Raw genomic sequence first — 25,584 nt, forward strand, 5'->3', positions numbered from 1 at the left:
AAATCTATCAGGCAAATCTATCAGGACGGATATGGGCGATTTTTGGGTCTTTGGCTATGGCTCTCTGATGTGGAAGCCAGGCTTTGCACATGTGGAGACCTTGCACGCCCGACTGCACGGCTATCGAAGGGCACTGTGCGTGCGTTCCTATGTGCATCGCGGAACGCCTGAGCGACCGGGCCTGGTCCTCGGCCTTGATCGCGGCGGATCCTGTCTTGGAATGGCGTTTCGCGTCCCTGGCGATCTTGAGGACGAGGTTGTCGCCTATTTGCGAGAGCGCGAGCTGGTCACCAACGTCTATCTGGAGAGACGGCTCGGAATAAGGCTCGAAGACGGGCGCAAGGTCGAGGCGCTGACCTATATCGTTGACCGCAACCATGTTCAGTATGCGGGCAGGCTTTCCGTTAGCGAAGCCGCGACGGCTGTGCGCGGCTCAGTGGGTCAATCGGGCCGCAACGAAGACTATGTGCACAGTACGCTCGAGCACATGCACAAGATGAAGATCCGCGATCACTGGATGGAGGCGGTCGTCGCGGCTGTAGACAGATAGAGCCAAGACGGCTGGCCGTTTTTACAACCCGGTCGCCGTATCGACAAAACGAGCGGCGTCATCGCTGGACCAATCGGCCGGACCATTCATCGCGGCAATCTGGCAGCCTTCCTTGTCGACAAGCATCGTCACCGGGAGGCCGAAAGCGAGGTTCTTCCGCTTCAGATCGTTGAATACGCCCATCGATGGATCACGATAGAGCTGCAACGACTTGACGCCGATCTCGCTCAAGAACGCCTTCGGTTTCTCGTCGTCGCCCGTATCGATGTTGATGGTCACGACCTCGAAGTTGTCGCCTCCTTTTTTTGTTTCGAGCGCATCGAGGGCCGGCATTTCCTCGCGGCATGGCACGCACCATGTTGCCCACAGATTGACGAGAAGCGTCTTGCCCTTGAAATCGCCGAGGCGGGCAGGCTTTCCATCGGGAGCAGTGAAAGTCAAAGCCGACATGGATTGAGGTGAGTCCGCGCCGCGCATGGCCGCAACGGCGCCGACGGCGGCGCCGTCTATCTTCTTGGCATCCGCGGTTTTCAAAGCGCATTGATCGGCGGACGGGTTTGTGCCGGCGACAATATTGCCAGAAGGCCGTTCCATCACGTATACCGCAACCGCACCGGCAAGAATGCCTGCGAGTGCTGCAGACAGGATGATCTTCCTGCTGTTGTCGCGTGGCGTTTTCTGCGTTTCGTTGCCGTCCGTCATTTTACTCTTTTCGCTTCTCACCCAAGGCGCTACCCATGTCCGACAAGAAGAACAGCAATGAAATGTGGGGAGGCCGTTTTGCCTCGGGTCCCGCCGCGATCATGGAAGAAATCAACGCTTCCATCGGCTTCGACCAGAAACTCTACGCCCAGGACATTCAAGGTTCGCTTGCCCATGCTGCCATGCTTGCGAAAACCGGCATAATAGCGGCGGACGATCACGACAAGATCGCAAAGGGCCTGAACACGATATTGTCAGAGATAGAAACGGGAAAATTCACGTTTTCGCGCAAGCTCGAAGACATCCACATGAATATCGAGTCGAGACTGGCTGAATTGATCGGCGCACCAGCGGGGCGGTTGCATACGGCGCGCTCGCGCAATGATCAGGTCGCTGTCGATTTCCGCCTGTGGGTGAAGGTGGAGTTCGAGAGAACGGCGGTTGCGCTGAAGAAGCTGATCGAAGCGTTTCTGAAGCGTGCCGAGGAGCATGCAGCGACGTTGATGCCAGGCTTTACGCATCTGCAGACGGCGCAGCCCGTCACCTTCGGTCACCACTGCATGGCCTATGTCGAGATGTTCGGCCGCGATTTGAGCCGGGTCCGGGATGCCACCCTCCGCATGAACGAGTCGCCGCTGGGTGCTGCGGCGCTGGCCGGGACTGGTTTTCCGATCGACCGGCATATGACAGCCAAGGCGCTCGGCTTCCGTGAGCCGACCCGCAACTCCCTCGACAGTGTTTCGGATCGCGATTATGCGCTGGAGTTCCTCTCGACCGCCGCGATCACCGCGACGCACCTGTCGCGGCTGGCCGAAGAGATCGTCATCTGGTCGACGCCGCAGTTCGGGTTCGTGCGCCTGTCCGACAGTTTCTCCACCGGCTCATCGATCATGCCGCAGAAGAAGAACCCCGACGCTGCCGAACTTGTGCGCGCCAAGACAGGGCGTATCACAGGCTCGCTGGTCGGTCTCCTGACGGTGATGAAAGGCCTGCCGCTGACCTATTCCAAGGATATGCAGGAAGACAAGGAAGCTGTCTTCGATGCAGCCGAGACGCTGGAATTATGCATTGCCGCGATGACCGGCATGGTTGGCGACATGACCATCAACACCGCCGCAATGAAAAAAGCGGCCGGTTCCGGTTATTCCACTGCGACCGATCTTGCCGATTGGCTCGTGCGCGAACTCGGCCTGCCTTTCCGCGAGGCCCATCACGTCACCGGACGCGCAGTCGCACTGGCGGAACAGAAGAAAGCCGAGCTCGGCAAGCTGTCGCTGGAGGATCTGCAGGCGATACACCCCGGCATCACCGATGCGGTGTTCGGTTATCTGACCGTCGACAAATCGGTGCGCAGCCGCAAATCCTATGGCGGTACGGCACCGGGTGAGGTACGCCGCCAGATCAAATTCTGGCAAAAGCGTATCGCAAAGCTCTAAAACAATATTGGCTGGTGATGGGGGTGCAAAGCGCGCCCTCATACGCTAGACAGAGTAAACGCCATTCGGGATCAAACTTATGACGAGCCGTTCTTTTTTGACGACAATACTGATGTCGATTGCAATTTTAAGCGCTGTTTCGGCTTGCGGCCGAAAGGGCGATCCTGAACTGCCGCCGGCTTCCGTAACGACGATGCCCGGCGAGCCGAAGACGGAAAAACCGCCGGTTCAGGACAAGCGTTTCATCCTCGACCCGTTGATCTAGGCGTTTTGCGTGAATCATTTCGACTATAAAGACGGCGTTCTCCATGCCGAGGGCGTCAGCATTCCCGATATCGCCAAGGCGGTCGGAACGCCTTTCTATTGCTATTCCACCGCGACAATCGAGCGGCATTTCAAGGTCTTCTCGGCGGCATTCGCCGATATGGATACGCTCGTCGCCTACGCGCTCAAGGCCAATTCCAATCAGGCCGTCCTGAAGACGCTGGCTCGCCTCGGTTCAGGCGCCGACGTGGTCTCCGAGGGCGAGATGCGCCGCGCTCTCGCTGCAGGCATCCCGGCCAACAAGATCGTTTTTTCCGGCGTCGGCAAGAAGCCTAGCGAAATGGATTATGCGCTGGCTGCCGGAATCCATTGTTTCAACGTCGAATCCGAACCGGAGCTGGAAATACTCTCCGGGCGCGCGGTTGCTGCCGGCAAGATTGCGCCGGTGTCGCTGCGCATAAACCCGGATGTGGACGCCAAGACGCACAAGAAGATTTCCACGGGCAAATCCGAAAACAAGTTCGGCATTCCGCTTGCAAAGGCCAGCACGATCTATGCGCATGCCGCCAAGCTGCCCGGCCTCAGGGTCACCGGCATCGACATGCATATCGGCAGCCAGATCACCGATCTCGAGCCGTTCGACAATGCCTTCAGGCTACTGGCGCAGCTGGTGGCGCAGCTCCAGGCAGACGGTCACGATATCAAGCATGTCGATCTCGGCGGGGGCTTGGGCATTCCCTATCATTTCGACAACAATCCACCACCGCTGCCCGATGCCTATGCGCAAATCGTGCAAAAACATATCAAGCCTCTGGGCCTGAAGACCATTTTCGAGCCGGGCCGTCTCATCGTCGGCAATGCCGGTATTTTGGTCAGCGAGGTGATTTATCTCAAGGAAGGCGATGCGCGGAATTTCATCATCGTCGATGCGGCCATGAACGATCTTATCCGTCCGACGCTTTACGACGCCTTTCATATCATCCGTCCGGTCAAGGAACCTGCGGCCAACGATCCGCGTATTCGCGGCGATGTCGTCGGTCCCGTTTGCGAAACCGGCGATTATCTTGGCCTCGATCGTGATCTGCCGCGTCCCGCTCCGGGCGATCTCATCGCCATTGGAACGGCAGGCGCTTACGGCGCCGTACAGGCCGGCACCTACAACACGCGTCTGCTGGTTCCAGAGGTTCTGGTCAACGGCGACCGGTTCCATGTGGTGCGGCCCAGGACGAGCTATGACGAGCTAATCGGCTTGGATTCGGTGCCAGACTGGCTATAGCAGTCCTAAGAAAGACCCCTCCCTGCTGCTACGCAGCCTCCCTCCCCACAAGGGGGAGGGTAGGACCGTCGCACCCTTGATGTACGTACATGCAAATCTCCGGGATGTATGAGCTAGCGCCTGACCCTCCCCCTTGTGGGGAGGGACGGAGCGAAGCGACGGGGAGGGGCATCTTGCTCCTCTACACAAAACTATGATCGCATTTTTACCCCAAGGCCTCGCCTTTGCCACGATGAATGGTATTGTTCTATGATGCCAGCACCGTCGATGCCGGCAAGATGGAGTGTGTATGACCGATCAACACCCCGACAAACGGGACGCTGAAAGGTTCACGTTCGATATTTTCAAAAGTATCGATCGCCTCCGTTTGTCTACATGGTTGACTGTTGTGTTCGAACGCCTGTGGCCGCTGGTACTGCCGCTGCTGCTTTCGGTTGCCGTTTTCCTGTGCCTGTCCTGGTTCGGTATTTTCCGGATAGTTCCGGATCCGTTGCGACTGGCACTGCTCGGGCTTTTTGTTCTCTCTCTGCCTCTCTGCCTCTATCTCCTGCTGAGATTCCGCCTCCCCAATCACTCGGAAATCAGCCAGCGGCTGGAAAGCGTCAACACGCTCGATCACCAGCCGATCACCATCCAGTCGGAAGAGCTCGTCAACAAGAGCATCGATCCGTTTGCTCAGGCGCTGTGGGACGAACATCGCAAGCGCATGGCCGAGCGCATCCAGCATTTGAAGAGCGGCCTGCCGCAAACCCGTATTCCGGAACGCGATCCCTGGGCGTTACGCGGCATTGTCGGCCTACTTCTCGTCGTCGCCTTTGCCTTTTCCGGTGGGCCGCTCGGCGGCCGCATCAACGATGCATTCCGCAGTCATAGCAAGAGCGAAGCCATTCCCCCCCGTATCGACGCCTGGGTAACGCCTCCACGCTATACCGGACGTGCGCCGCTCTTCCTGACAGCGGCAGCCAATACGGAAGAAAAACAGTTCACCATTCCGCAGGACAGCACGCTTATCGTTCGCATCATCGGCGGCAGCGGATCGGAGAAGGTTACCCAGACGTCGATGGACGGCGAGGCAACAGACATTGCGGCGAAAGACCAAGGCAAGCCCGAAGACAATCCAGCGACCGCCAAAGCCCGGCCGCGTAATTTCGAACTACCGATCGGTGCCAACAGCACGGTTAGCCTGTCAGATGATGGTAACCCGCTTGCCGAATGGGCGTTTTCAATAACGCCCGACCAGCCGCCGTCCATCCGTTTCACCAAGGATCCTTCCAGTGCCGCGAATGGCACGATGGAGGTTTCCTACGAAATCAAGGATGATTACGGCGCATCGAGCGCGGTAGCGCAAATCGAGCAGGCATTGCCTGCCGACAAGGATGCGCGACCGCTCTTCAAGGCGCCCGACCTGCCTCTGGCTCTGCCGCGGCGCGGCGATCAGCCCAAGGAAACCACGACCACCAAGGATCTCACCGAGCATCCATGGGCTGGTTCCGAAATTCGGATGACCCTGGTCGCAACCGACGATGCGAAACAGGAAGCCAGAAGCGAGACCAAGACGTTCGTCATGCCCGAACGCCCCTTCGCCAACCCGCTGGCCAAGGCTGTCGTGGAACAGCGTCGCATGCTGGCGCTCAACGCCAATGCCAAGCCGCAAGTGCTCGATATGCTGGATGCAATCACCATCTGGCCGGAAGAGACCATCAAAAACGCATCTCATTACCTCGCTTTGCGCAGCGTACGCTCGCGGCTCAATCTGGCGCGCAGCGACGACCAGTTGCGCGACGTCGTCGCCTATATGTGGCAAGTCGCGCGCGGCATCGAAGACGGCGCCCTTTCGGACGCCGAGCGACGCCTGCGTCAGGCACAGGAGGCCTTGAAGCAAGCGATCGAACAGGGTGCAAGCCAGGAAGAAATCGAAAAGCGCATGAAAGAATTGCGCAGCGCCATGAACGAATATCTGCGTGAATTTGCCCAGAAAGCCCAGAAAAACCCGAATATGGCTCAAATGCCTAATCCTAACGCGATGGAACTGCGGCAGGAGGATATAAACCGCATGCTCGACCGCATCGAGGATCTGGCCAAGCAGGGATCGAAGGATCAGGCGCAGCAACTGCTTTCCGAACTCGAAAACATGATGAACAATCTGCAGATGGGCCAGCAGCAGCAAAACCAGCAGGGCCAGCAAGGCCAGATGCGACAGCAGATGGATAAGCTGGGCGAATTGATGCGGCGCCAGCAGGAGATGATGAACCAGACCAACCGGCTTGAGCAGCAGCGTCAGAATGGCATGCAGCAGGACCAGGGCCAGAGCCAGCAGGGTCAAAATGGCCAGGAAGGGCAGCAAGGCCAGATGTCCGAAGAGGATATCGCCAAGGCGCTGCGCGGCCTGCAGGAAGGCCAGGGCAAGCTGCAGTCTGATCTCGAGCAAATGATGAAGGATTTGAAGGGGCTCGGCATCAATCCCGGTGAAGGGTTCGGCGATGCCAACAAGTCCATGGGCCAGGCAGGAAAGGCGCTGGGCGATGCGGATGGCGGCCAGGCGGTTGACCGGCAGAGCAATGCGCTCGATGCCTTGCGCCGCGGCGGGCAGGACATGATGAAACAGATGCAACAGGCCATGGGTCAGGAAGGCCAGACCGGCGGGCCCAATGGACAGCAGCAACAAAATGGCAGGCTCGATCCCTTGGGACGGCAACGGTCCAGGGGAGATTTCTTCGACGACTCCAAGAATATCGTCCCCAAAGACCTGGATATTCAGCGGGCACGCGAAATCCTGGACGAAATCCGCAAGCGCCTCGGCAATGCGCTGAGCCCTCAGATGGAAAAAGACTATCTGGAGAGATTGCTGAAGTTTGATTGAATTTAGCGCAGTTGCATAAGGTTTGGCGCCATACCCTCCCCCTTGTGGGGAGGGAAGCTGCGAAGCAGCAGGGAGGGGCTTTTTTTATAGCAGCAAGCAAGACCCCTCCCCGAACCTGCGGTTCGTCCCTCCCCACAAGGGGGAGGGTAGGGACGTCGAGCTAATCCGCGACCACACCCACATAGGGCAGTTGCCGGAACGAATGGCCAACGTCCATGCCGTATCCCACAACGAAATAATCCGGGCATTCGAAACCTTTGAAATCGGCTTCGATATCGGTCTTGCGCTTGACGCTCTTGTCGAGCAGCACCGCGATGGAAACGCTGCGCGCGCCGCGTTCCAGCATGAGTTCCCGGGTGAATTTCAGCGTTTTTCCGGATTCGAGAATATCGTCGATCAAAAGCACGTCGCGGCCATGCACATCGCTGTCGATATCGCGAAGCAAGCGCACTTCGGTGCTTTCCGTGCCCTTGCCATAGCTCGATACCGTTATGAACTCCACGTCCGGTTCCGCTCCCGCATCGTGCATGGCGCGGATGAGGTCTGCGGCGAAGATGAAAGATCCCTTGAGGATCGAGATCACCAGCAAGTTTTCGAAATTGCGGGCGACGATCGCCTTGGCAAGTTCGAGGTTCCGCTCCGCGATCGTCTCGGCGCTGAAAAGGACCTCGATAGTTTTTCCACCGACCTTTGGCATGCAGTTTTTTTCCGGTTAACGATATGCAACTGCTATAGCCCGATCGCCGCCTGGAAATCTAGCGCGCCTGTTCGTTCTTGTGCCCGACTGAACCCGTGGTCAGCATCGGATCGTCGGCGGGCGATGTTCCGGACAATAAGGTATGGCCGCCGGTTATCCAGAAGACCGAGACGGCAACCAACGCGACGACAAGCCAATAGCCGAAGCCCGGCCCCTTCAGTTCCGCGCTTTCGCGCGCATGCAATATCGTCATCGCTTCATCGCTGGGCAACAGGCGTTGCCATGTCTCAGCCCCAGCCCCGGCCTCCTTGGTCATAGGGCGGCGGGCCAGTGTCTCGAAACCAACATCCTCCGCACCACCTTTGTCGATGGAAGGGACAGCATTCAAACTCAGATTATCTTTAGGTTCCATTGTATCGATCTTTGCAAAATACGGTTTTGGCATCGTCTGCCCTCATGCAGACAATTTTTTCCGAATCATGGGGCAGCCTATCCCACAAAAATTAATGTTTTGGCCGATGCCTGGCTGCGTTTGATGGGTGGCCAAATCCGTCCGCACAAAATAGAACACGCATGGACACGAGATTGGAAATGTACGCTTGATTCGCTTTGAGAATGTCGGTTTGCGATATGGAATGGGCCCGGAGGTTCTGCGTGATGTCAGCCTCCATATTTCACCGCGGTCGTTCCAGTTCCTGACCGGCCCGTCGGGTGCTGGAAAGACGTCACTGCTGCGGCTGTTGTTCATGACGCTGAAACCGACGCGCGGCCTGATCAACGTCTTTGGCAAGGATATAGCCACGATCTCGTCGAAGGAAATGCCGTTGTTGCGACGCCGCATTGGCGTGGTTTTCCAGGATTTCCGTCTGCTCGACCACATGACGACCTATCAGAATGTGGCGCTGCCGCTGCGTGTGCGCGGCAAGGAGGAGGCGACGTATCGCGCCGAAGTCGAAGAGCTTCTGGACTGGGTTGGCCTCGGTGAGCGTATGCATGTGCTGCCGCCCGTCCTTTCCGGCGGCGAGAAGCAGCGTGCGGCAATCGCGCGGGCCTTGATCGATCAGCCGGAAATTCTGCTCGCCGATGAGCCGACCGGCAATGTCGATCCGCCCTTGGCGAGGCGCCTGCTGCGGCTTTTCGGCGAGCTGAACCGCTCGGGCACGGCGGTTGTCATCGCGACGCATGATCTGACGCTGATGGACCAGATCAATGCGCGGCGCATGATCCTCGATCAGGGGAGGCTCGACATTTATGATTGACGCCGCCCGCATCAAATATCTGGCGCTCGACCTGTTTGGCCGTGCCATGGAGCGCTTTCGAGCGAAGAGCGGGCAGGCGCCGATTGTGCCAGCCGGCAATGTCGTTGGCCACGCCCTGATGATCGTCATCGCCATCATGACCTTCCTCGCCTGCCTTACCATTGGCGCCGTCAGTCTCGTCCAGTCGACGGCCGCAACGTGGCAGAGCCAGATTTCGACCGAGGCCACTATCCAGATACGTCCGGTCGAGGGCCAAGACATGGAAGCGCTGCTCAATCAGGCGAGCGCCATTGCGCAGGGTTTTGCCGGAGTGAAATCGACGCGTATCATCGACCGTGCCGCGACCGAGCGCCTGCTGGAGCCATGGCTTGGAACCGGTCTCGATATCGACGAGCTGCCGGTTCCGAGACTGGTGATCGTCACGCTCGACGAAGCTTCGCCGCCGGATTTCGCTGCAATTCGCGCGGCGCTGGTCAAGGAGGTTCCGGGCGCCAGTTTCGACGATCATCGCAACTGGGTAGACCGGCTCGTTTCCATGGCGCGTTCGACGGTCCTGATCGGCATGGCGGTGCTTGCGCTCGTTGTGGCAGCGACTGTGCTGACGGTTATTTTCGCAACGCGTGGCGCGATGGCCGGCAACGGACACATCATCGAGGTTCTGCATTTTATCGGTGCGGACCAGAATTTCGTTGCGCGTCAGTTCGAGCGGCATTTTTTCTGGACGGCGCTCAAGGGCGCCGCTTGCGGTGGCGCGCTTGCCATCATCATTTTCCTGTGTATCGGCTGGTGGTCGTCGCATAATCTGGCGACGCCCGAGGCAGACCAGGCGACGGCGCTCTTTGGCAATTTTTCCATTGGATCAGGCGGCTATACGGGCGTCGTCCTCATCATATTGGCGGTCAGCATCCTGACCATGATTACAACGAGAATGACGGTCATAGCGCATTTAAGACGGGTTGACGGTCGCAGCGGCGAAAGTCACGAAACCTGATGCCATTTCATTCATTTTAATATCCGGATTGTAAAAAGGCTGAGGCCCAGCGCTCTTTTTGACCAGAACAAGAACAAACCTCGAACAAGGCATTTTTAATCCATCATGGACGGCGCAAACGACAGCAACCAGCAAGATCAGATCGCTACTACGCGCGGCGGACGGCTGCTCGCCTTCATCCGCAGACGGATCGTGCTGCCGCTATTCATCGCCTGCGTTCTCGGTCTTGTCCTGTTCATCGGCGGGTTCATTCTTTTCGCCGATCGCGTCACGACCCTAGAGGCACCGGACCTTACCCGGCCTGCCGATGGGATAATCGTGTTGACCGGCGGTTATTCCCGCATCGAAGGGGCGCTCGATCTCCTCAAGAACAAGCGCGGCGAGCGCCTGTTCATCAGTGGCGTGCATCCAACGACCAATCGCAATGAATTGCAGCGCGTGACCGGCGGTGACGCCACCCTGTTCGAATGCTGCGTCGATATCGACCGTTCGGCTCTGGACACGGTCGGCAATGCGGCCGAGAGCGTCAAGTGGGCCCATTTAAACCAGTACAAGCGGGTGATCGTGGTCACCAACAACTACCATATTCCCCGCACGATGGTGGAACTCCGGCGCGTCTCGCAGGACATCGAATTCATCCCCTATCCGATCATCAACACGAACCTGCGCGACGGCGACTGGATTTCCCGCGGCCTGGTGGTGCGGGTGCTTCTGGTCGAATATATGAAATATCTTGGTGCTGAAGTTCGCTCGCATCTCCCCGATAGCCTGTTCGGGCTCAAGCTTGGCGCGAAGACTTTTTGAGAGTTCACGGCATCGCGGCATTAGTATACGAAGGCGCAAGGCCAACCGTCCCGAGACTCAGATGACGATCATTCGATCAATCGCCTTCAACACACTCTTCTATCTGAATTTGATCATCCGGATGATCATCTTCACGCCCTATTATTTCTTGAGCCCGCGCAAGCAAGCGTGGAGCGTTCCGAAAAACTGGGCGAAATCAAATCTGTGGCTGCAAAAGGTGATCGTCGGCGCAGACGTCCACATCGATGGGCTGGAGAATATTCCGGATGGTCCGTATATATGTGCGCCGAAGCACCAATCCTTCTGGGATACCTATGCCTTCCTGCCGCACATCGCCGACCCGGTCTATATCCTCAAGCGCGAGCTGACCTGGATTCCGCTGTTCGGCTGGTACATTCAGAAAATGAAAATGGTGCCGATCGATCGCGGCAAGCGTTCCGCGGCCATGAAAGTGGCTGTCAGGGGTGCGCGCGAAGCTGTCGCCGGAGGGCGGCAGCTGATGATTTATCCTGAAGGCACACGGACCGCGCCGGGTGCGCCGCCGCATTACAAATACGGCGTCGCGCATATCTATGGCGAACTCGGTGTTCCCGTCGTTCCGATCGCCCACAATGCCGGGCTCTACTGGCCGCGCCGCAAGTTCATGCGCTATCCCGGCGTCATCCGCTGCCGCATTTTGCCGCCGATCCAGCCAGGACTCGACAATGACGCGTTTTTGAAAAAGCTCGAAGAGGTTACCGAAGCGGCCTGCGACGAGATCCTGATCGAAGCGGCGAAGTCGGACAATCCGCCGCCCATGCCGCCAACGGCAGTCAGGCGGCTGAAGGAACTCGGCGTCTAGGGTCCGTCGATATTCGCGCTCTGACGGCCTGCAAACGGCGTTTCTCTGCGCTCCGGTGCTCACGTACCTTAAAGTACGCTACGCTCCGGTGCTCGAAAGCCACCGTTTTCGGCTCGTCATAGCGCGAATCTCAACAGACCCAGTGCAAGTTCTGTCCAAATTACCTGTCTCCCCTCCTTGCGGTGACAAGAAGGGGAGCGATGCGCTGGTAGCAGTTCGCTATTGCTTGGCGAGCTTCTGCGAAGGTTTCTCCCGGCCAAGGTTCTGCAGTTCTATATCGGTGATGGCCACCTTGCCGCTCTCCTTGGGGAAGACGAGTTTCAGCTCTTTCAAGCTAGTCAGGTCAATGCCCTCGAAGGCCTTGAGCGGGATGGCGACCATGTTCATGAGGATCTTTACTTGACCATCGGCGAAGGGTGAATCATCCGGATGATCGACCATCGGAATGCTTGTAGCCTTTTTGTCTTCGCCCCCGTCCAGATGCGTAACCGCCGGTTCCTCATCGGACTTTTTCCGTGGCGCGTTGTAGGTTGCATTGCTGAAATCGCTTGCCTTTAGCATTGCTGTCCTGCCGGCGCTGTCTGTCAGCGTCACCTCAACCTCCTGGCCCATGGGCCGTACCACGCCGATGCGAAAGGTGAGTGAATCCATGCCCTTGGCGGAAAGGCCCTTGAGGTCGGTGACGACGGAGGGTTCTTTGGCTGACCAGGCGAGTTCGAGATGGTCGGCAATGGAAAGCATGCCACCATCACCGTATTCGAACCCAGGTAGCAGGCCAGGCAAACAATCGCCGATCGGATATTTCGTCGCTGCGTACCAAAATCCTGGCACTAAGTATGACGGGCCAATTGGCATCTCACAGCGCGCGGACGCATCAAAGCCCTTCAAGGTGATCGCACCGCCAAACTCATTCTCGGTTGCACTCTCATCGCGCGCGAAACGTGCGATGAGCTTGCGGCTGGGCGCGCCTTTTTGCACAGTCAGGACGATACGTTCGTCACATGGACCGTCCGTCGAGGGGCAGGCGGCACCCGGCAATTGCGCAGTGCCATTCCAGTATGCTGCGAATTTTTGCTCCCCGCCCACATGATAACGCATGAAGGAATTGATGAGAAAGCTGCCGCCGCGGCGCTGATCGACCCGGTTCAGGCGAATAGAGCCAGGCCGATCGTCCGCGCAATAGGATGTTCCGCCGCTGTCGAAATCATCCTCCCACCACTCGGTATTGTAGAAATTGTGGTTGGCACCAAAGACCTGGATTTGATAGCGCGGTGCCGTATCGGTGATTGGGCCGAAACGGTTGTGGTCATACGATCTTGCGCCATAGAGGGAGCTCACATCGCCATCGCATGTGGGCAGCAAATTGGCGAGCGGTACATTGTTGACGCCAAGATTGCCATTATTGTCCATCGGCGCGAGCATGAATGCGCCCTTGAAATCGTAAGGCGGGATGGTTTCCCGGCCGGCGGCATAGAAGATATTGTATTTTTTGACCGCGTCCTCGAACGTCATTTTCGCGCTATCATTCGACTGGGTTTCTTCATTATTTTCGTTCGAATTATCTTCTGCTACCGGCTGGATGATCGCCGGTATGATCGTGGCCAGCAAATCGGGAAAAAAGCCGCCCAAGGGAAAATGACCCGCGAGCAGTAGGGTTTTGGTGGCTTCGGCGTCAGGCAATAATCCGCCGACAAGTGGCGATTCTTTAGATTTGTCGTAGGCGGTCTTGAACTTTGCCTCGTCGATGCTGACCGTTGGTTCCTTCTCCACCATTTCCGTGGTCGCAGGTATGACCGTTGCTAGCAAATCGGGAAAAAAGCCACCCAAGGGAAATTGACCGGAGAGCAGTAAAGCTTTGGTGGCTTCGGCGTCAGGCAATAATCCGCCGACCAAGGGCGTTTCTTTGGATTTCTCGTAGGCGATCTTGAACTTTGCCTCATCGAAGTGGGCCGGCACGACTTTCTCGATTTTCGCGACAGCCGGCGTGACGACCGGTTGCGTCGTTGCGGGTGTTACTGCAGCGACAAGATCCGGATAGTCGTTCGCGAAGAAATCGGGATGGTCCTCCAACGCTTTTTTCAGATCGCCCGGACTGACCCCCACCCGGGTCTGATTGTATTTGATGGCGTTGGAGACACCTTGCCCGCCGCGCGAATGGCCCATGATACCGACGCGGGTGAAGTCGAGCTTGCCTTTCAGGAAATTGAGCGGTCCGGCTTCCCCCGATTCGTCGACCTGACCGAGCTCGTCAATCTGCTGCAAACGATCGAGCGTACCGAGGATCAATTGTGCCCGTGCCTGACCTTGTTTATCTCCACCCCAATTACCATTGATCGCATTCCCGTCGACTGAAAGAACGACATAGCCGTGGCTCGCCAGTTCCTCGGCGAGATAGTCATAACCTTTGTAACTGGGGTCGGACGGCGAATGTTGGCCGTGCTCGAAGACAATGACAGGAAAGCGTCCTTTTGGTGCAAGCGGCTTGGGGTCCTGCGGATAGCGTATCCAGCCGGCAACCTGAGAGATGAAAAACTTATCGTCACTAGCCGAGGTTAGATCATTTGCCACCGACGCAACAAGATTGCCGAGATCATAGTCCATCTCCGGCGATGACCGGAACGTCGCCCCGCCAGCGGTATCAGGGGCGATTTCGGTAAAGCGCCCGACCTTTGTGGCCAGCGGAATGGCAAAGCCGCCGGTGGTTACCGGGTCCTGTGCTGGCTTGCCAACAGTCACTGTACCTTTGACCGGCTCGTCCTTGGGGACCTCTGCCGTAACAACGGTTTTTACCGCCGGCACATCGAATGTCGTGTCGGATGATGTCTTATCCTCATTGCAGCCTGATAAAGTAGCAGCAAGTAGTGCCGATATGCACGCTGTTTGTGCAAGTCTGCACGCCAAGCGCGTGCCTGGTTTCAACCATTGCGTCATTGTAAATAATTCCCTCAACTGGAGGTCGTATTTTGAAAATAATCGACCGTGAAATGACAAAAAATATGAGATGGCAAATAATCATGCGGCTGCGGGACATGTATGCCCGCATCAATCATGTAAGCAATGATCGTGCCAGTTTGGGACTCAAGGGAGATTCTCAGGCGTAAAAGCCACCTCTCCGTCATCTTCGTCCCCTGGGTTTAGCCCGCGGATGACCCGAGGACCCATTTGGGAATGTCCAAACTGCAGCGTTGAGTTCTTCCTTCTGCACGAAGTGTGGGTCCTCGGGTCAAGCCCGAGGATGACGGAGAGGGCGGCGTCAGGGAGCGCAACCTCCGGATCGTGAAGGCCGCCGAACACTAGTCCTGAAACAACACCGGGCATAAAAAAAGCTCCATCGTGAGATGGAGCTTCTTTAGATTATGCGAACGCGCTGAATTACTCAGCTCCTCCTGCTGCGGCTTTCCGTGCCTTCTTGGCCTTGTACTTGTCAAAGCCATGCAGTTCGCCTGGTTTGCGTTCTTTTGGTGTTTTCTTCGGCTTTTCCGGCTTTTCTGTGGTCCAGCCTTCCGGCTTTGCCTTCGCTGGCTTGGCCGCCCAATCGGTCCTGGGCTTCTCATCATTGGAGCGCGGCTTGCGATTGTCGAATTCGCGCTTCTCGCCGAATTGCTTCCTCGGCTTGAAGTCGCCGCCCTCAGTGCGACGCGGCGAGGAAGGGCCAGCCCCTTCGCTGCGCGTGATATTCACGCCCTTTTCGCCGGAACCGAATTGCTTGATCCGCGCCATGAAGGCATCGGCCTTGCTGGCTGTGATTTCGAAACGCGTCTCCGTCTCGAGGATCTTGATCGAGCCGACATCGGTCTTGGTGATATCGCCGGCCTTGCAGATCAGCGGCAGGAGCCAGCGCGGCTCGGCGCGCTGCTTGCGGCCAACACTCAAGGAAAACCATGCTCCGCTTTCGAACTGCTCAAAGCGATCCGAACGTGGAGCGCGCTCGCCGCGGCCGGGCCGATCGTCAAAACTGCCTTTGCGGATCGGTTCCAGAACGTGCGACGGCGTGTTGGAAAGTTCTTCCGGGGCAGGGCGCGCAGCCATCTGCTGGCGCAAATAGGCGGCGGCGATCTGTTCGGCAGAATGCAGGCCGAGCAATTCGGCAACATATCCGGCCTCTTCCTCGCTCACGACTTCCGTCAGGGAAGGGTCATTGAGAATCCGGTCATGGTTGCGCTTGTTGATCGCATCGGCGTCCGGCGGCGGTACCATGGTCGTTGACAGCTTGGCACCCTGCAGCAGGCGCTCGGCGGTACGGCGGCGCGATGCCGGTACGATCAAGACGCAGATGCCTTTGCGTCCCGCGCGTCCTGTGCGTCCCGAACGATGCAGAAGCGTCTCGGAATTGTTCGGCAGGTCGGCGTGGATAACGAGGTCGAGATTGGGCAGGTCGATGCCGCGCGCCGCAACGTCGGTCGCAACACAGACGCGGGCACGGCCATCGCGCATCGCCTGCAGGGCGTTGGTGCGTTCGGCCTGGCTGAGTTCGCCTGAAAGGGAAACGACGGAAAAGCCGCGATTGGAGAGGCGGCTGGTCAGATGCTTCACCGCCTCACGGGTCGAGCCGAAAATAATGGTGTTTTGCGCATCATAGAAGAGCAGGGAATTGATGATGGCGTTTTCGCGCTCACGCGGCGCCACTGGCATGATGTGATATTCAATATCCGCGTGCTGCTCGCGGTCGCTCGTCGCGGAAATGCGCAGGGCGTCCTTCTGGAACTGCTTGGCGAGCAAAGCGATGGGCTTTGGCACGGTCGCCGAGAACATCAGGGTGCGGCGGTCTTTCGGCGCTTCGCCGAGAATGAATTCGAGGTCTTCGCGGAAACCGAGATCGAGCATCTCGTCGGCTTCATCGAGCACGACTGCGCGCAGTTCCTTCATGTCGAGCGAACCGCGGGTGATATGGTCGCGCAAACGGCCGGGTGTGCCGACGACGATATGCGCGCCCTGTTGAAGCGCGCGGCGCTCCTTGGTCATGTCCATACCGCCAACGCAGGAGGCGATGCGCGCGCCGGTCGGCTCGTAGAGCCATTCGAGTTCGCGGCGAACCTGCAATGCCAGTTCGCGCGTCGGGGCGATGACCAGCGCGTAAGGTGCGCCAATGGAGGTGAAGCGGTCTTCGCCTTCAAGCAAGGTCGGTGCGATGGCGATACCGAAGGCGACGGTCTTGCCGGAGCCGGTCTGGGCTGAGACCAGTAGGTCGGCGCCCTCGGCTTCCGGCGCCAGAACAGCGGTCTGCACCGGCGTCAGGGTCTCGTAGCCACGGGCTGCCAATGCACCGGACAACGCCGGAGCGATAGAATCAAAAATAGTCATCAATGAACTTTCAGTGCTGGTTTGGGCGTGTGGTTGGCTCGGCGTCAATGGGAGCACGAGCGGCACGCATGTAGCTTTGTTGCGCTCTCGTAGAGCCTGCGACGCGTTCCGTCAATGCCAAGAAACGCATAGCTCCCATCCGCACTCCCGTCAGGAGGTGAAGCCCGCACGTTTCAAACGCACAATAGCGAGGTCGAGGGCGGAAAGAAAGCTCGAACGATCTTTCGGGGAAAATGGGCGTGGACCGCCGGTGATCTGCCCGGCAGAACGAAGCTCGTCCATGAGATTGCGCGTGGCCAGCGTGTTGCCGATAGAGGCTTCCGTGAAGGCGCGCCCGGTCGGCGAAATGGCATCGGCCCCGGCTTTGACGCAGCGGCTGGCAAGTGGAATATCCGCCGTCACCACAACATCGCCGCGCGAGACACGCTCCGCGATCCAGTCGTCGGCTGCGTCGAAACCATCGCTGACGATGACACGTTCGATCATCGGATCGCGCGGAATTGCCATCATCGAGTTGGAGACGACGTAGACCTTCACGCCATAGCGCTCGGCAACGCGGTAAACTTCCGCTTTTACCGGGCAGGCATCGGCGTCGACATAAATTGTGATCTTTTTCTCTTCTGTCATGTTCAACCAAAAATATGCAAGGCCGCGAGCCCGACCGAGGCGCCGAGCCCGATGGCGATGCCTGCGGCAAGCGCTGCCACCAATAGGCCTGTTCCAAGCCAGACGCCGTCCTGTTCGCCAAGGCCGATGGCCAAAAGGACAATGCCGAGCGCCGGCAGCTGATTGATGAGCGGGACCGGCAGGATGACAATCAGCGACATCAGCAGCGCGACGATGCTGACGACACGCTCGACGATCATTTGCGGAACGAACCAATAGCGCGGGCGTGCCAGCTTTTCAAAGCGAACGAGCATGGGCTCCAGCCTTGCAATGAACCTGCGATAGGTTTCGACCTGCATGGATTTGCGCCGCATGAAGGCGGGAAACCACGGTTTTTCAAAGCCCAGCAGCATCTGGATCGAGAGCAGCACCAGCGGAATGCCGAAGATCGTGGAACTGCCCGGAGGAAGCGGCACGAGATTGAGCGCCGCAAAAAGGATCATGAGCGCGCCGAAACTACGTTCCGACAAGGCGTCGAGAATGTCGTCGAACGATATTCTTGTCGCAGGATCCGCGCCGATCTCGACCAGGACTTTGGACAAGCGCCGCGTATCCAGATCGTACGGCGCGCTATCATCGCCGCTCATCGATATTCACGCTCTGACGGCCTGCAAATGGCGTTTTTCTGCGCTCCGGTGCTCACGTACCTTAAAGTACGCTGCGCTCCGGTGCTCGAAACCCACCATTTTCGTCGCGTCATGGCACGAATCTCAACAGTCATGCGTAGAGGACATTCAGCGCGTCGGAACGGGATGTTCGCCGCGATAATCATAGAAGCCGCGACCGGCCTTGCGTCCGAGCCAACCGGCCTCGACATATTTTACCAGGAGCGGGCAGGGGCGATATTTGGAATCCGCCAGGCCGTCATACAGTACCTGCATGATCGACAGGCAGGTATCGAGGCCGATGAAATCGGCCAGCTGCAACGGTCCCATGGGGTGATTGGCGCCGAGTTTCATCGCGGTGTCGATGGCATCGACCGAGCCGACGCCCTCATAGAGCACATAGATCGCTTCGTTGATCATCGGCAGAAGGATGCGATTGACGATGAATGCCGGGAAATCCTCGGACACCGTAATGGTCTTGTCGAGGCTGGCGACAAATTCGCGGGCACTTTCGAATGTGACGTTCTCTGTCGCGATGCCGCGAATAAGCTCGACGAGATGCATCACCGGAACCGGATTCATGAAGTGAATGCCGATGAATCGTTCCGGGCGATCGGTGGTCGCAGCAAGGCGTGTGATCGATATCGATGAGGTGTTGGTGGCGAGAATGGCTTCCGGGTTGAGGTTGGGACAAAGCTGCGCGAAAATCTTGCGTTTTACGGTCTCATCTTCCGTGGCTGCTTCAATGGCAAGATCGACACCGGCGAGGTCCTCCATCCGCAATGCCGGACGGATACGCGACATTCCCTTGACGCGCTCAGCTTCCTCGAGCTTGCCGTGGGATACCTGGCGGGCCATGTTGCCGTTGACGGTGGCGAGGGCCTTTTCGATCTGGTCCGCCGACTGGTCATGGATCAAAACATCGTATCCAGCCAAAGCGCAGACATGTGCAATACCGCTGCCCATCTGCCCTGCGCCAACAATGCCTACGGTCTTGATCGAGCCTGCCATGTTTCCATCCGCTTTTTTATGAATATATCACACAAACTAAATGGCCGGGGTAGCGTTCGTCTACCCCGGCCAAGCAATTTCATTTTAAAGTTCGAATTAAATAATCAAAGCGCCTTTTCTAGCTCCGGCAGGATAACGAAGAGATCGCCGACGAGACCGTAGTCAGCGACCTGGAAGATCGGGGCTTCCTCGTCCTTGTTGATGGCGACGATGACCTTCGAATCCTTCATGCCAGCCAGATGCTGGATCGCGCCCGAAATACCGACGGCGATGTAAAGATCCGGTGCAACCACCTTGCCGGTCTGGCCAACCTGCCAGTCGTTCGGGGCGTAGCCGGCATCCACCGCAGCGCGCGAGGCGCCAACGGCTGCACCGAGCTTGTCGGCAACCGGGAGGATGACTTCCTTGAACTTCTCGTTCGAGCCGAGTGCACGGCCGCCGGAGATGATGATCCTCGCCGAAGTCAGCTCTGGACGGTCGCCGCCGGAAAGCTTGGCTTCGACGAACTTCGACAGGCCGGGGTTGGCAGCGGCGTTGACATTCTCGACGGAAGCCGAACCGCCTTCGCCGGCTGCCGCGAAGGTTGCGGTGCGCACAGTGATGACCTTCTTGGCATCGGTTGCCTGTACGGTCTGGATGGCGTTGCCCGCATAGATCGGGCGCTTGAACGTATCGGCCGAGATCACCTCGATGATGTCCGAGACCTGCATGACGTCGAGCAGGGCAGCAACACGCGGCAGGATGTTCTTGCCGTTGGTGGTTGCGGCCGCAATGATCGTGTCGTAATTGCCAGCGAGCGAAACGATGAGCGCTGCACTTGCCTCGGCAAGGCGGTTGGCCAGATCGTCACTGTCGGCCAGCAAAACCTTTTTGACACCGGCAAGCTTGGCAGCCTGATCGGCAACGCCCTTGGCGCCTTTGCCCGCGACGAGCACATGCACATCGGAGCCGATGGCAAGCGCTGCCGTCAGTGCCTTTGCGGTCTGGTCGGAAAGGGTCTCGTTGTCATGTTCGGCAAAAAGAAGAATAGCCATGGTGAAATTCCTTATCCTTTAAATCAGAACGCCGGCTTCGTTCTTCAGCTTGCTGATGAGTTCAGCGACATCCTTGACCTTGACGCCCGCCTTGCGGCCACCCGGCTCTTCAGTCTTGATGACCTTCAAACGCGGCTTGGTATCGACGCCATAATCGGCAGCGGACTTTTCATCCAGCGGCTTTTTCTTGGCCTTCATGATGTTCGGTAGCGAGGCATAACGCGGCTGGTTCAAGCGGAGATCGGTAGTGACGATCGCCGGGAGCGTGATTTCGATGGTCTGCAGGCCGCCATCGACTTCGCGCGTGACCTGGGCATTGTCGTTACCGAGTTCAACCTTCGATGCGAAGGTGCCCTGGCTCCAGCCGAGCAGGGCCGCAAGCATCTGACCTGTCTGGTTGGCATCGTCATCGATCGCCTGCTTGCCGAGGATGACCAGCTTTGGCTGTTCGGCATCGACGACGCCCTTCAAAATCTTGGCGACAGCGAGCGGCTCGACGATATCGTCGACCTTGACGAGAATGCCGCGGTCGGCACCCATGGCGAGCGCGGTGCGGATGGTTTCCTGCGCCTGCGCCGGTCCGATCGATACGACGACCACTTCCTCTACCTTGCCGGCTTCCTTCAGACGGAGCGCTTCCTCGACTGCGATTTCGTCGAACGGGTTCATCGACATCTTCACATTGGCAAGTTCAACGCCGGAGCCGTCGCCTTTAACCCTGATCTTCACGTTGTAATCGACTACCCGCTTTACCGGTACGAGGACTTTCATAGGGATTCCCTCTCAAATAAACGAAGGACAGATTTACCTGTCCGGTGGTGCTACCCGCTTGCCGGAAGCCGACATGGAGGTGAGAAAAACGACACGTTTGTGCCGGGATTGCGCGGGACCGTAATTATGGGCGGAGTAAAGGTCAATCTGGCTGCGCCAAGTTCAACCGATTGAAAGAACGATCATCGGCCCCACTTGACCGGTTCTGCCTCGCGGGTGACTGGCTCCGGTTGCTTATCCACCACCACTGCGCGCGGCGAAACGATGGCCCGGTCAAACAGTGGCACGCTTCGGCGTTTCATGATCACGATTAGAACAGCGCCGGCGATGATGCCGCCGACATGGGCCGGCCAGGACACCTGTTCCTGCCCGCCCCATAAAAGCATTGCGAATTGTATCACAACCCACAGCACCAGCGGATATATTGCCGGGATGCGCAGGGGAATGCGACCAAACGCCAGCACCCAGACTTTTACGCGGGGGTGAAGCAGCAGATAGGCGGAGACAATGCCGGCAATGGCGCCAGAAGCGCCGATGAGCGGCGCTTCTGAATTTGGCAGGATCACGCCATGCAGGAATGCTCCGGCTGCGGCGCACAGAAGATAGAAGATCAGAAACTTGATGTGACCGAGCGCGTCTTCGACATTGTCGCCGAAAACCCAGAGGAACAGCATATTGCCGCCGAGATGGAACATGTCGGCGTGCAGGAAAGCGTAGGTGATGTAGGTGAAATCGGACGGGACGAAGTAATAACGGGCAGGCAGAACCGCCATGTCATGGATGACGGCGGGTATGTAACCGAGGCCGATCGCGGCGGCCTGGGCAGTCTCGCCGTCAACAGCCATGACCAGATAGACAAGCACGTTGATGGCGATCAGCGAGAGCGTCACATATTGCAGCTTGATGTATTTGAGACTGTTGGCGTCATGCAACGGAATGAACATCGGCGCCGGTCCCCAGGCTTAGCAGTTATGACGTTTAGCGATTGTGGCATTTAGCGATTGTGGCCGGGCACCCATAACACGTCCTTCGCGCCATTGTCATTGACCACGCGGGCGGCGACGAAGAGAAAATCCGACACGCGGTTGATGTATTTCAGGGCGGCCGGTGTGACGGTCTCATCCGGCTTCTGGGCGAGTTCGACCATCTGCCGCTCGGCGCGGCGCGCTACGGTGCGGGCAAGGTGCAGCGCGGCGGATGCGGGCGAGCCGCCCGGCAGCACAAAGGAGCGCAATGGCGCAAGGTTTGCGTTCAACCGGTCGATCTCCGTTTCGAGCCGCAGGACCTGGCTGTCGATGATGCGCAAGGGCTCGTAGGCAAGCGTTTCGCCTGTATCGGGCGTTGCAAGATCGGCACCGAGATCGAAGAGGTCGTTCTGGATGCGCATGAGCATGGCGTCGAGCTCGGGGAACGTTTTCTCCGTGTGGAGCCGAGCAAGCCCGAGACAAGAATTTGCTTCGTCCACGGTGCCGTAGGCTTCAACGCGCAGATCATGTTTGAGACGGCGTTCGCCGCTGCCGAGGCCGGTCGTGCCGTCATCGCCCGTACGCGTGTATATCTTGTTGAGCTTGACCATATGATTGATGTCTCTAGCCTGCCGCGCGGTGGAAATAGATCGCACCGACGATGAGGATAATGGCGACCAGCTGCAATAATATGCGCAATTGCATCATCTTGTTGGAGAAGTTGGCGTCGCCGCCCTTCATCATGTTGCGCAGGCCAATCAGAAGCACGATGGTCACCGCGGCAATTGCCACGAGCGCCAGAAATTTGAAAATGACATCCATACTCTATTCCTTGATCGTCAGACTTGCCTGCAGTCTGCTCCTGTCACGACTGGCTCGCAAGCACGCGATATAGCGCACGTGCGGATAGAAATCTGCGGGCAAAGTTGGCAATTTTTGCAGGTCGCGTCACCAGATAGTGGGGCTTGGGACGTGGGCTTTCCAGCGCATGCTTCAGAACAGCGTATACGGCCTCTGGGCCAAGCTTGAAGCGCGACTTGCGGCCTTCCAGCGAGAACTGGCCGACAAGCTTGCGGTAGACCTCGCAATGCACCGATTTTTCGACGTCGATATACCGCTCGACCTGCTGGAAGGCATTGGAGGTGAAACGCGATTCGATTGCGCCGGGTTCAATGAGCGAGACTTCAATGCCGGAGCCCTTCAGTTCCATGCGCTGCGTCAGCATGAGGCCTTCAAGCGCGAACTTCGCGGCAACATAGGCTCCGCGCCATTTCATCGGCAAGAGGCCGAGAATCGATGAACAATGAACGATACGGCCGTGACCCTGTGCCCGCATAACCGGGACGATGAGCTGCGTCAGTTCATGCCAGCCAAAGAACGCGGCATCGAACTGTTCCCTGAGCGTTGCAATCGGAATGTCTTCGACAGCGCCGGGCAAGGCATAGGCGCCGTTGTTGTAAAGCGCATCCAGCGTGCCGCCGGTTTCGCTGAGCACTGCTTTGACCAGCGCAGAGATCGATTCGGATTTGCTGTAGTCCATGTAAAAGGCGGTGAAGCCGTCTGCCTGAAGCATTTCAATATCTGCGGGATTCCGGGCGGTCGCGAAGACGGTCCAGCCATCCTGCTTCAACGCCCGGGCGCAATGGGCACCTATGCCGCTGGAACATCCTGTGATCAAAATCGTTCTGGAACGGGCCATGTTTACCGGATGTTTCAACTAAGGTGTTTTAAACACTTCACATATTCGCCGTTGCCTTGCAATCTCGAGGTCAGGAAGGGGCAGACCATAATCGATGCGTAGGGCAAAAACTTTTCTTTGGCGTGTTGTCGTCGATACGTGGCGGCATTTCAGCACCGATGATGGTTGGGCGCTCGCAAGCCATGTTGCCCTTTCGGGAATTCTTGCGCTTTTTCCGTTCCTGATTTTTGCGACTTCTCTCGCAAGTTTTCTTGGCGCAAGCGCCTTCACCGATACGGCTGTTCATGTGATCTTCGATACTTGGCCGGAGGTAATCGCCAAGCCGATTGCGCAGGAAGTCCGAAATGTCCTCAATATCCAGCGCGGCGGCCTTTTGACGATCAGCGTGATCGCGGCAGCCTATTTTGCCTCGAACGGTATCGAAGCGCTGCGGGTGGCGCTCAACCGCGCTTATCGCGTGATCGATACGCGTTCGATCATCTATTGCCGCCTGCAAAGCCTCGGCTATGTCATTGTCGCGACGATCGGCATCATGGCCATCAGCTTCCTGCTGATCCTTGCGCCGCTCGCCATGCGTATAGCGGCCATCTATGTCCCGGAACTGGTTCTCGTATCAGGAACGATCAGTTTCTGGCGCTATTGTATTGCCTCGGCTGTGCTGATCATCGGCTTGCTGGTCGTGCATTTGTGGCTGCCGGCCGGGCACCGCCGGTTTGTCGAGATCTTGCCCGGCGTCCTGTTGACGCTGCTTGCCTGGACCGTTGGCGCTACGATCTTTGCAAGTTATCTCGAAACCTTTGCAACCTATGTGTCGACTTATGCGGGCCTCGCATCGATCATGGCGGCGATCGTTTTCCTCTATATTGTTGCGGCGATCTTCATCATCGGCGCGGAAATCAATGCCGCGATCATCCGTTATTGGGAAATCGAGGAAGCCACGCGTCTCTGACCCGTCGAGAGGGCAACGCCTAGGCTGGCAATGACCATTCCGACCAGCTGGAACGGTGTCAGTGTCTCGCCGAATAGCGCATAGGCCATCAGTGCCGTGACACCCGGAACCAGATAGAACAGCGATGCAACCTTGGACACTGCCCCTTGATTGATGAGCAGCATCAGCAGAAGCACAGCGCCGATCGACAGGACGAACACCAGCCAGAACATCGCGAATACCAATTCGCCCGACCAGATTATCGTGTGCGTTTCCAGTAACAGCGAGCATATGCCGGTGAGGACGGCAGCGCCGAGATATTGCAGGGTCGTACCCGCCTTCAAGTCGATAGTGCCGACGAAGCGTTTCTGCCAGACGGTGCCAATGCTGATGGCGACAACTGAAAAGATTGCTGCCGAAACGGTTGCCGGGGTGATGCCGCCGGCAGAAATGACGAGCTTTGGCCAAAGGACCATGGCGACGCCGATGCAGCCGACGGCAAGCCCGGCCCAATGACGCGGCTGGATGGATTCGCCAAGGACCAGCCCTGCGATCAGCGCTGTGATCAAGGGCTGCAGTCCAACGACGAGTGCTGACATGCCTGCGGGCAATCCATTGTGAATGGCCCAGAAGGCGGCGCCGAGATAGGCTCCGTGTATGAGGCATCCCGCAATGATCGCGTGCATTGCACCACGTTTGCTGGGCCAGTGATTGCCATCGAGTACCACCCAGACGCCAAGGATAACGCCCGCGATCAAAAACCGAATCGTTAGGAAATAGAACGGCTCTATGTAGGGCATGGCATAGCGCGCGCCGATGAAGCCGGTGGCCCAAAGAACGACGAACAGAGCGGGGAAATAGCGGACAGGCATAGTCACGGGACCGGATCGGGAATGCATTGTTGTGCTGATCTATACCCGAACG

25 protein-coding genes are annotated in these 25,584 nt (G+C 57.9%); 10 read left to right on the forward strand and 15 right to left on the reverse strand.

Translation table 11 applies throughout. From position 1 onward, the window contains the following. Positions 1 to 31 precede the first annotated feature (31 nt). Positions 32 to 550 carry a gamma-glutamylcyclotransferase gene (locus PHA01_RS16335; RefSeq protein WP_271897264.1) on the forward strand — a complete coding sequence of 173 codons (519 nt, stop codon included), beginning with the start codon at positions 32 to 34 and terminating at the stop codon, positions 548 to 550. A 21-nt stretch (positions 551 to 571) separates the two neighbouring features. Here the strand turns inward: PHA01_RS16335 and tlpA are convergent, their stop codons facing one another. Next, positions 572 to 1,252, reverse strand: coding sequence for a thiol:disulfide interchange protein TlpA (gene tlpA / locus PHA01_RS16340; RefSeq protein WP_271897267.1), 681 nt, complete (start codon positions 1,250 to 1,252; stop codon positions 572 to 574). Between the two features lie 35 nt (positions 1,253 to 1,287). Here tlpA and argH point away from each other — a divergent pair, with 35 nt between their 5' ends. The 4 genes from argH to PHA01_RS16360 all read left to right on the forward strand — a co-directional run bounded on the left by argH (position 1,288) and on the right by PHA01_RS16360 (position 7,088). Beyond that, complete coding sequence (gene argH, locus PHA01_RS16345) at positions 1,288 to 2,688, forward strand: argininosuccinate lyase (protein WP_271897268.1); 1,401 nt, start codon at positions 1,288 to 1,290, stop codon at positions 2,686 to 2,688. Positions 2,689 to 2,767: 79 nt separating this feature from the next. Further along, positions 2,768 to 2,953, forward strand: a complete 186-nt coding sequence (lptM, locus tag PHA01_RS16350) for an LPS translocon maturation chaperone LptM (protein WP_112523509.1) — start codon at positions 2,768 to 2,770, stop codon at positions 2,951 to 2,953. 9 nt (positions 2,954 to 2,962) lie between these two features. Further along, positions 2,963 to 4,228 (forward strand): diaminopimelate decarboxylase, encoded by a 1,266-nt coding sequence (gene lysA / locus PHA01_RS16355; RefSeq protein WP_271897271.1) that lies wholly within the window; start codon positions 2,963 to 2,965, stop codon positions 4,226 to 4,228. A 289-nt stretch (positions 4,229 to 4,517) separates the two neighbouring features. Further along, a complete protein-coding gene (locus PHA01_RS16360) occupies positions 4,518 to 7,088 on the forward strand; it encodes a TIGR02302 family protein (RefSeq protein ID WP_271897273.1) in 2,571 nt (856 codons plus the stop codon). Positions 7,089 to 7,248: 160 nt separating this feature from the next. On the opposite strand, the gene hpt is transcribed toward PHA01_RS16360, so the two are convergent. Both hpt and PHA01_RS16370 read right to left on the reverse strand, forming a co-directional pair. Then, on the reverse strand, positions 7,249 to 7,785 hold the full coding sequence (hpt, locus tag PHA01_RS16365; RefSeq protein ID WP_271897275.1) for a hypoxanthine phosphoribosyltransferase: 537 nt from the start codon (positions 7,783 to 7,785) through the stop codon (positions 7,249 to 7,251). Positions 7,786 to 7,843: 58 nt separating this feature from the next. Then, the gene (locus PHA01_RS16370) at positions 7,844 to 8,197 is read right to left on the reverse strand and encodes a hypothetical protein (RefSeq protein ID WP_271897277.1); all 354 of its coding nucleotides are present in this window, start codon (positions 8,195 to 8,197) and stop codon (positions 7,844 to 7,846) included. 223 nt (positions 8,198 to 8,420) lie between these two features. On the opposite strand from PHA01_RS16370, the gene ftsE reads away from it, so the two are divergent. The 4 genes from ftsE to PHA01_RS16390 all read left to right on the forward strand — a co-directional run bounded on the left by ftsE (position 8,421) and on the right by PHA01_RS16390 (position 11,680). Next, the gene (gene ftsE / locus PHA01_RS16375) at positions 8,421 to 9,044 is read left to right on the forward strand and encodes a cell division ATP-binding protein FtsE (RefSeq protein WP_245426436.1); all 624 of its coding nucleotides are present in this window, start codon (positions 8,421 to 8,423) and stop codon (positions 9,042 to 9,044) included. After that, positions 9,037 to 10,035, forward strand: a complete 999-nt coding sequence (locus PHA01_RS16380) for a cell division protein FtsX (RefSeq protein ID WP_417020977.1) — start codon at positions 9,037 to 9,039, stop codon at positions 10,033 to 10,035. The genes ftsE and PHA01_RS16380 overlap by 8 nt, the downstream gene beginning before the upstream one ends. Positions 10,036 to 10,140: 105 nt before the next feature. Continuing rightward, a complete protein-coding gene (locus tag PHA01_RS16385; RefSeq protein ID WP_271897279.1) occupies positions 10,141 to 10,839 on the forward strand; it encodes a YdcF family protein in 699 nt (232 codons plus the stop codon). Positions 10,840 to 10,900: 61 nt separating this feature from the next. Next, positions 10,901 to 11,680, forward strand: coding sequence for a lysophospholipid acyltransferase family protein (locus PHA01_RS16390; protein ID WP_271897281.1), 780 nt, complete (start codon positions 10,901 to 10,903; stop codon positions 11,678 to 11,680). A gap of 219 nt (positions 11,681 to 11,899) precedes the next feature. Here the strand turns inward: PHA01_RS16390 and PHA01_RS16395 are convergent, their stop codons facing one another. The 11 genes from PHA01_RS16395 to PHA01_RS16445 all read right to left on the reverse strand — a co-directional run bounded on the left by PHA01_RS16395 (position 11,900) and on the right by PHA01_RS16445 (position 23,732). Further along, the gene (locus PHA01_RS16395; RefSeq protein ID WP_271897283.1) at positions 11,900 to 14,611 is read right to left on the reverse strand and encodes an alpha/beta hydrolase family protein; all 2,712 of its coding nucleotides are present in this window, start codon (positions 14,609 to 14,611) and stop codon (positions 11,900 to 11,902) included. A 441-nt stretch (positions 14,612 to 15,052) separates the two neighbouring features. Continuing rightward, positions 15,053 to 16,981, reverse strand: a complete 1,929-nt coding sequence (locus PHA01_RS16400) for a DEAD/DEAH box helicase (RefSeq protein ID WP_271897285.1) — start codon at positions 16,979 to 16,981, stop codon at positions 15,053 to 15,055. Positions 16,982 to 17,131: 150 nt separating this feature from the next. Continuing rightward, the gene (locus PHA01_RS16405) at positions 17,132 to 17,608 is read right to left on the reverse strand and encodes a YaiI/YqxD family protein (protein ID WP_271897286.1); all 477 of its coding nucleotides are present in this window, start codon (positions 17,606 to 17,608) and stop codon (positions 17,132 to 17,134) included. A 2-nt stretch (positions 17,609 to 17,610) separates the two neighbouring features. Beyond that, on the reverse strand, positions 17,611 to 18,234 hold the full coding sequence (locus PHA01_RS16410) for an exopolysaccharide biosynthesis protein (protein ID WP_271897288.1): 624 nt from the start codon (positions 18,232 to 18,234) through the stop codon (positions 17,611 to 17,613). Positions 18,235 to 18,381: 147 nt separating this feature from the next. Beyond that, on the reverse strand, positions 18,382 to 19,263 hold the full coding sequence (locus PHA01_RS16415) for a 3-hydroxybutyryl-CoA dehydrogenase (RefSeq protein WP_271897290.1): 882 nt from the start codon (positions 19,261 to 19,263) through the stop codon (positions 18,382 to 18,384). A gap of 104 nt (positions 19,264 to 19,367) precedes the next feature. Next, the gene (locus PHA01_RS16420) at positions 19,368 to 20,297 is read right to left on the reverse strand and encodes an electron transfer flavoprotein subunit alpha/FixB family protein (protein WP_271897292.1); all 930 of its coding nucleotides are present in this window, start codon (positions 20,295 to 20,297) and stop codon (positions 19,368 to 19,370) included. Between the two features lie 18 nt (positions 20,298 to 20,315). Next, a complete protein-coding gene (locus PHA01_RS16425; protein ID WP_271897294.1) occupies positions 20,316 to 21,068 on the reverse strand; it encodes an electron transfer flavoprotein subunit beta/FixA family protein in 753 nt (250 codons plus the stop codon). Between the two features lie 182 nt (positions 21,069 to 21,250). After that, on the reverse strand, positions 21,251 to 22,012 hold the full coding sequence (locus PHA01_RS16430) for a rhomboid family intramembrane serine protease (protein ID WP_271897296.1): 762 nt from the start codon (positions 22,010 to 22,012) through the stop codon (positions 21,251 to 21,253). Between the two features lie 50 nt (positions 22,013 to 22,062). Beyond that, on the reverse strand, positions 22,063 to 22,644 hold the full coding sequence (locus PHA01_RS16435; protein ID WP_271897298.1) for a cob(I)yrinic acid a,c-diamide adenosyltransferase: 582 nt from the start codon (positions 22,642 to 22,644) through the stop codon (positions 22,063 to 22,065). 13 nt (positions 22,645 to 22,657) lie between these two features. After that, positions 22,658 to 22,855 (reverse strand): twin transmembrane helix small protein, encoded by a 198-nt coding sequence (locus tag PHA01_RS16440; RefSeq protein ID WP_112523457.1) that lies wholly within the window; start codon positions 22,853 to 22,855, stop codon positions 22,658 to 22,660. A gap of 43 nt (positions 22,856 to 22,898) precedes the next feature. After that, a complete protein-coding gene (locus PHA01_RS16445) occupies positions 22,899 to 23,732 on the reverse strand; it encodes an SDR family oxidoreductase (RefSeq protein ID WP_271897301.1) in 834 nt (277 codons plus the stop codon). A 94-nt stretch (positions 23,733 to 23,826) separates the two neighbouring features. Here PHA01_RS16445 and PHA01_RS16450 point away from each other — a divergent pair, with 94 nt between their 5' ends. After that, positions 23,827 to 24,681, forward strand: a complete 855-nt coding sequence (locus PHA01_RS16450) for a YihY/virulence factor BrkB family protein (RefSeq protein ID WP_271897303.1) — start codon at positions 23,827 to 23,829, stop codon at positions 24,679 to 24,681. On the opposite strand, the gene PHA01_RS16455 is transcribed toward PHA01_RS16450, so the two are convergent. Further along, positions 24,648 to 25,532 (reverse strand): DMT family transporter, encoded by an 885-nt coding sequence (locus PHA01_RS16455; RefSeq protein ID WP_271897402.1) that lies wholly within the window; start codon positions 25,530 to 25,532, stop codon positions 24,648 to 24,650. The genes PHA01_RS16450 and PHA01_RS16455 overlap by 34 nt on opposite strands. Positions 25,533 to 25,584: the final 52 nt, after the last annotated feature.

Origin of the sequence: Candidatus Phyllobacterium onerii (assembly GCF_028331445.1) — a bacterium.
GTDB classification, from domain to species: Bacteria; Pseudomonadota; Alphaproteobacteria; order Rhizobiales; family Rhizobiaceae; genus Phyllobacterium; species Phyllobacterium onerii.

Bases quoted from the DNA above. Each gene is read 5' to 3' on its own strand.
- PHA01_RS16335 (WP_271897264.1), top strand. From the start codon at position 32: ATGGGCGATTTTTGGGTCTTTGGCTATGGCTCTCTGATGTGGAAGCCA.
- PHA01_RS16440 (WP_112523457.1), bottom strand. From the start codon at position 22,855: ATGGATGTCATTTTCAAATTTCTGGCGCTCGTGGCAATTGCCGCGGTG.
- ftsE (WP_245426436.1), top strand. From the start codon at position 8,421: ATGGGCCCGGAGGTTCTGCGTGATGTCAGCCTCCATATTTCACCGCGG.
- PHA01_RS16420 (WP_271897292.1), bottom strand. From the start codon at position 20,297: ATGGCTATTCTTCTTTTTGCCGAACATGACAACGAGACCCTTTCCGAC.
- PHA01_RS16370 (WP_271897277.1), bottom strand. From the start codon at position 8,197: ATGGAACCTAAAGATAATCTGAGTTTGAATGCTGTCCCTTCCATCGAC.
- argH (WP_271897268.1), top strand. From the start codon at position 1,288: ATGTCCGACAAGAAGAACAGCAATGAAATGTGGGGAGGCCGTTTTGCC.
- tlpA (WP_271897267.1), bottom strand. From the start codon at position 1,252: ATGACGGACGGCAACGAAACGCAGAAAACGCCACGCGACAACAGCAGG.
- PHA01_RS16455 (WP_271897402.1), bottom strand. From the start codon at position 25,532: ATGCCTGTCCGCTATTTCCCCGCTCTGTTCGTCGTTCTTTGGGCCACC.
- PHA01_RS16400 (WP_271897285.1), bottom strand. From the start codon at position 16,981: ATGACTATTTTTGATTCTATCGCTCCGGCGTTGTCCGGTGCATTGGCA.
- PHA01_RS16450 (WP_271897303.1), top strand. From the start codon at position 23,827: ATGCGTAGGGCAAAAACTTTTCTTTGGCGTGTTGTCGTCGATACGTGG.
- PHA01_RS16430 (WP_271897296.1), bottom strand. From the start codon at position 22,012: ATGTTCATTCCGTTGCATGACGCCAACAGTCTCAAATACATCAAGCTG.
- PHA01_RS16360 (WP_271897273.1), top strand. From the start codon at position 4,518: ATGACCGATCAACACCCCGACAAACGGGACGCTGAAAGGTTCACGTTC.
- hpt (WP_271897275.1), bottom strand. From the start codon at position 7,785: ATGCCAAAGGTCGGTGGAAAAACTATCGAGGTCCTTTTCAGCGCCGAG.
- PHA01_RS16415 (WP_271897290.1), bottom strand. From the start codon at position 19,263: ATGGCAGGCTCGATCAAGACCGTAGGCATTGTTGGCGCAGGGCAGATG.
- PHA01_RS16435 (WP_271897298.1), bottom strand. From the start codon at position 22,644: ATGGTCAAGCTCAACAAGATATACACGCGTACGGGCGATGACGGCACG.
- PHA01_RS16405 (WP_271897286.1), bottom strand. From the start codon at position 17,608: ATGACAGAAGAGAAAAAGATCACAATTTATGTCGACGCCGATGCCTGC.
- PHA01_RS16390 (WP_271897281.1), top strand. From the start codon at position 10,901: ATGACGATCATTCGATCAATCGCCTTCAACACACTCTTCTATCTGAAT.
- lptM (WP_112523509.1), top strand. From the start codon at position 2,768: ATGACGAGCCGTTCTTTTTTGACGACAATACTGATGTCGATTGCAATT.
- PHA01_RS16410 (WP_271897288.1), bottom strand. From the start codon at position 18,234: ATGAGCGGCGATGATAGCGCGCCGTACGATCTGGATACGCGGCGCTTG.
- PHA01_RS16425 (WP_271897294.1), bottom strand. From the start codon at position 21,068: ATGAAAGTCCTCGTACCGGTAAAGCGGGTAGTCGATTACAACGTGAAG.
- PHA01_RS16380 (WP_417020977.1), top strand. From the start codon at position 9,037: ATGATTGACGCCGCCCGCATCAAATATCTGGCGCTCGACCTGTTTGGC.
- PHA01_RS16445 (WP_271897301.1), bottom strand. From the start codon at position 23,732: ATGGCCCGTTCCAGAACGATTTTGATCACAGGATGTTCCAGCGGCATA.
- PHA01_RS16395 (WP_271897283.1), bottom strand. From the start codon at position 14,611: ATGACGCAATGGTTGAAACCAGGCACGCGCTTGGCGTGCAGACTTGCA.
- PHA01_RS16385 (WP_271897279.1), top strand. From the start codon at position 10,141: ATGGACGGCGCAAACGACAGCAACCAGCAAGATCAGATCGCTACTACG.